This window comes from Kitasatospora sp. NPDC001095, assembly GCF_053598615.1.
Genome location: NZ_JBSFKQ010000115.1, coordinates 1 through 4,145, shown reverse-complemented (window position 1 = coordinate 4,145; position 4,145 = coordinate 1). Strand labels below are relative to the sequence as shown.

5 protein-coding genes and 1 pseudogene are annotated in these 4,145 nt (G+C 72.2%); 3 read left to right on the top strand and 3 right to left on the bottom strand.

Annotated elements, in window-relative coordinates; translation table 11 throughout:
• The 3 genes from ACWDBB_RS35985 to ACWDBB_RS35975 form a co-directional block, all read right to left on the bottom strand.
• The coding region (locus ACWDBB_RS35985) for a chitinase C-terminal domain-containing protein (protein ID WP_449793618.1) at nt 1-91 on the bottom strand (91 nt) is incomplete at its 3' end.
• Between the two features lie 62 nt (nt 92-153).
• Nucleotides 154-936: a glucosamine-6-phosphate deaminase gene (gene nagB / locus ACWDBB_RS35980; protein WP_449793617.1), complete on the bottom strand. Its 783-nt coding sequence runs from the start codon at nt 934-936 to the stop codon at nt 154-156.
• A gap of 297 nt (nt 937-1,233) precedes the next feature.
• Nucleotides 1,234-1,641, bottom strand: coding sequence for a hypothetical protein (locus tag ACWDBB_RS35975; protein ID WP_449793616.1), 408 nt, complete (start codon nt 1,639-1,641; stop codon nt 1,234-1,236).
• 375 nt (nt 1,642-2,016) lie between these two features.
• Here ACWDBB_RS35975 and ACWDBB_RS35970 point away from each other — a divergent pair, with 375 nt between their 5' ends.
• The 3 genes and pseudogenes from ACWDBB_RS35970 to ACWDBB_RS35960 form a co-directional block, all read left to right on the top strand.
• Nucleotides 2,017-2,511: a protein kinase domain-containing protein gene (locus ACWDBB_RS35970; RefSeq protein ID WP_449793615.1), complete on the top strand. Its 495-nt coding sequence runs from the start codon at nt 2,017-2,019 to the stop codon at nt 2,509-2,511.
• A 90-nt stretch (nt 2,512-2,601) separates the two neighbouring features.
• Nucleotides 2,602-3,702 carry a calcium:proton antiporter gene (locus ACWDBB_RS35965; protein ID WP_449793614.1) on the top strand — a complete coding sequence of 367 codons (1,101 nt, stop codon included), beginning with the start codon at nt 2,602-2,604 and terminating at the stop codon, nt 3,700-3,702.
• A gap of 231 nt (nt 3,703-3,933) precedes the next feature.
• Nucleotides 3,934-4,145, top strand: a pseudogene (locus ACWDBB_RS35960) (hypothetical protein); the annotation flags it as partial.

Here is a 4,145-nt window from a genome sequence, read left to right as displayed (position 1 = left end):
TGTCCTGCTTGATGACCTGCAGGCCGAAGCCGGACTGGTCCTTGGCGTTGCCCGGGGCCGAGTTGCCGTAGTCGAACTTCCAGAAGTTCAGCCCCGGCCGTCACGGCGTCGGAACGCTCGGAGCCGTCGGAACGCTCAGGACTGTCGGGACGATCAGAGCTTCTGCCAGGCCGGCTTGGCCGCGTAGGTGTCGCGGAAGTAGTCGGCGAGCTTGAGGCGGGAGGCGGCGGCCTCGTCCACCACCACGGTGGCGTGCGGGTGCAGCTGGAGCGCGGAGGCGGGGACGGCCGCGGACAGCGGGCCCTCGACGGAGAGCGCGACGGCCTCGGCCTTGGCCTCGCCGGTGGCCAGCAGGACCAGGTGGCGGGCCTCCAGGATGGTGCCGATGCCCTGGGTGATGACGTGGTGCGGGACCTGGTCGATGCTGTCGAAGAAGCGGGCGTTGTCCTCGCGGGTCTGCCGGGTGAGGGTCTTGATCCGGGTCCGGGAGGAGAGCGAGGAGCAGGGCTCGTTGAAGCCGATGTGGCCGTCCGTGCCGATGCCGAGCAGCTGGAGGTCGACGCCGCCGGCCTCGGTCAGCGCGCGGTCGTAGGCGATGGCCGCCGCGGCGATGTCGGACGCGTTGCCGTCCGGGCCCAGGAAGGACTCCTCGGTCAGGCCGAGCGGCTCCACGACCTCGCGCAGCACCACCGAGCGGTAGGACTCCGGGTGGCCGGCGGGCAGGCCGACGTACTCGTCCAGCTGGCAGATGCGCGCCTCGGCGGCGTTCAGCCGGCCGTCGCGGACCCGCTCGGCCAGGGCCTGGTAGATCGGCAGCGGCGTCGAGCCGGTCGCCACGCCGAGCAGGGCGTCGGGCTTGTCGGTCAGCAGATCGGTGATCGCCGCGGCGATGAGTTCGCCGGCCGCACGGGCGTCAGGGACGATCACGATTTCCATACTGGGTCCACCGTTCTGAGGCGAGTCTGAGGTCTAGACCTCCGAGGTCTAGACCAGTTTGCCGTGTGGGGGTGCCCCAGGTCCACCCGGGGCCGGACCCGGGTGATCTTCCGACTGTCGCGCCTTCTGCCTGGTGGGAACGGTGGGGGCCGTTCGGCCGGGAGGGGAGGTCCCGGCCGAACGGCCCCGTTGGTCCTGCTGTTCACTGCTTCCCGCCCCCGGGCCGTCCGGACGGCTGCCCGGTCGTACGGACGGCGTGGTGGGGGTGGCGGGTGCGGTGCCTCGGTGGCCCCGCGGTCAGAACGGGTTGGTACAGGTGGTGCTCTGCTTGGTGACGTCCAGCGCGGGACCGGCGGTCGCGCAGATCACGCGCGGGGCGGTCGCGGTGACCCGCGGGGTGACCGCCTTGGCGGAGCCGAACTGCACGGTGGTCGCGGTGGCGACCGTCTCCCACGGGCTGCCCCAGGCGGACTGGGTGCGGACGTCCACCCGAACCATCGTCAACTGACCGGGGTCGGCGCTGACCTGGGCGACGCCCACGATGCCCTCGCCGTCGGCCTGGTGCGAGATGCAGGGCCGGTTGAGCACCGACGCGCAGACCGCGGCGTCGGTTCCGGTCGTGGTGGTGGCGGCTGTCGCCGGAGCCGCGGCCAGGGCGGTGATCCCTGCTGCCGCCAATGCCACAGCTGCGATCCGAGCGCGCATGATGCGAACCTCCTTGGAAATTAAGGGGATCTCACTCCTTGAGATGAGTCTTGCACACATCGTGGAGGCCGTGTGTGTGCGTTGCGTCACACTCATGGTGACCGTTCAACTACATCCTGCAACCATTCGGCATTCGTTCAGCGCACGGACAACTCCCGTCCTGACGGACGATCAGTTCGTGAGTCTCCTCGCCCGTCCGGGTGGCGGGTTTGCCTCCGGGGCGAATGGGGCGGATGTCGTCGAGCCGATCCCACGGAGGTGCCGCCTGGGCACGGTCATCGTGCAACTTCCCGCCCCGGGGCCCGAGATGGCGCCGCCGGGCGGAGCCCCCGCCCTGCTGCGGATGGGCCCGGGTGGGGCCGCCGCACCCTCGCCGTGGTCACCGTCGAGGACCCGGACCACCCCGCGCTGGACGGTGCCGTCGCCTTCGTGATGGAGTGTGCCGCCCGCAGCCTCCAGGACCTGCTCGCCGAGGCCGGGCCCGGTACGGCGGTGCCCGGCGCCGAGCGCATCCTGACCGAGGTCTGCGCCGGACCGACCCGCATGCACCGGGCCGGCTGGGTGCACGGGGACCCGAAACCGGCCAATGTCCCGCCGATGCCCGACGGCACCGCCAAGATCGCCGGCTTCGGCCTCACCGCCGAGCTGGAGGGCACCCGCGCCTGCGCCCCGCCGCTCGGCTCGCCCGACCACGTCCCGCTCGAGCGGTGGCCCGAGCACGCCGGAGCCCGCGGCGTCGCAGTGCGCCCCCGCGCCGGCGTCTGGGCCTTCGGCGTGATCGCCCACCAGCTGCTGACCGGCGGTCTCCCCGAACGGCTTCGGCAACATGTCGACAAAGCGCTTCGGCATCTTCATGACTACGGTGGGTGAGCGCCAAAACGGGATGAGTTATGCCACATCCATACGCATCCCGGCGCGGGCACCCGGGTGACGGGGCTGCGGTCTGGGATCCTCGGCGGCATGATCACGAAGCTCCGCGCCGTTACCGCGCAATGGACCGTCATCATTCCGGTGGTGTCGTTCCTCGTCCTTGCCCTGACCTGGCACGAGGAGCTGCCCGGCTGGGTGGTGGCGGTGGTCGCCTGCTTCCTGGTGGGCGCCGTGCTGTCCGCCGTGCACCACGCCGAGGTCATCGCGCACTGGTCGGGCGAGCCCTTCGGATCGCTCGTCCTGGCGGTGGCGGTCACCGTGATCGAGGTCGCGCTGATCGTGACGCTGATGGCCGACGGCGGGGCCAAGTCCTCCACCCTGGCCAGGGACACCGTCTTCGCCGCCGTGATGATCACCTGCAACGGCATCCTCGGACTGTCCATCGTGGTCGCCGCCGTCAAGTACCGGACCGCCGTCTTCAACGCCGAGGGCACCGGCGCCGCGCTCGCCTGCATCGCCACCCTCGCGACCCTCAGCCTCGTCCTGCCGACCTTCACCACCAGCTCGCCCGGCCCGCAGTTCTCGACCACCCAGCTCACCTTCGCGGCCACCGCCTCGCTGGTGGTCTACGGCCTGTTCGTGGCCACCCAGACCGTCCGGCACCGGGACTACTTCCTGCCCGTCACCCCCGAGGGCCGGGTGCTGGACGAGGAGGAGCACGCCTCCCCGCCCACCATCCGGGCCGCCGGCGTCAGCCTGCTGCTGCTGGCCGTCGCCCTGGTGTCGGTGGTGGGCCTGGCCAAGGGCGTGTCGCCGACCATCGAGAAGGCGGTGGACGATGCCGGCCTCCCGCACGCCGTGGTCGGCGTGGTGATCGCCATGATGGTGCTGCTGCCGGAGACCATCGCGGCGCTGCGCGCGGCCGTCCGCAACCGGGTGCAGACCAGCCTCAACCTCGCCCTCGGCTCGGCGCTCGCCAGCATCGGCCTGACCATCCCGGCGGTCGCGATCGCCTCCAGCTGGCTCCCCGGCCCGCTCGTCCTCGGCCTCGACCCGGCGCACATGGTGCTGCTGACCCTGACGATCGTGCTGCTCACCCTCACCGTCATCCCGCGCCGGGCGACCCCGCTCCAGGGCGCGGTGCACCTGGCGGTGCTGGCGGGGTACGTGGTGCTGGCGTTGAACCCGTGAGGGCCCGCCACCCGTAGTCCGGTACGCAAGCCCCTGGTCGTCCCCCGTGCGGCCAGGGGCTTCCGGCGTTCCCGGGGCCGGACCGGTCGCGCTCCGGCCGGGCGGGGTGCGGGTCGGGCGGAGCCAGGTGGGGCCGGTGGGGCTGGTAGGGCCGGTGGGGTTGGTGGGACTCGTGGTGAACCCGGGGAGGGACGGCGGCCGTGGTCTCGAGTGAGGGCCCGGCCCGCCCCCGTGGCCGGGCCCCTCGTCGAACCCGGTGCGACCGCCGGTGAACCCCCGAGGGGGTGCGCACCGTGGAACGGCAGGGAGCCCCTGGTCCCGCAGCTGCTCGCGGGCCAGGGGCTCGGTGGCGCCGCCGGAGACGGCTTCGGCTTCTGCTGGCCGGCCGCCTTCCCGTCGGCCCGGATCGACCAGATCATGAGCAAGGGCGGGCTGGACCCGGT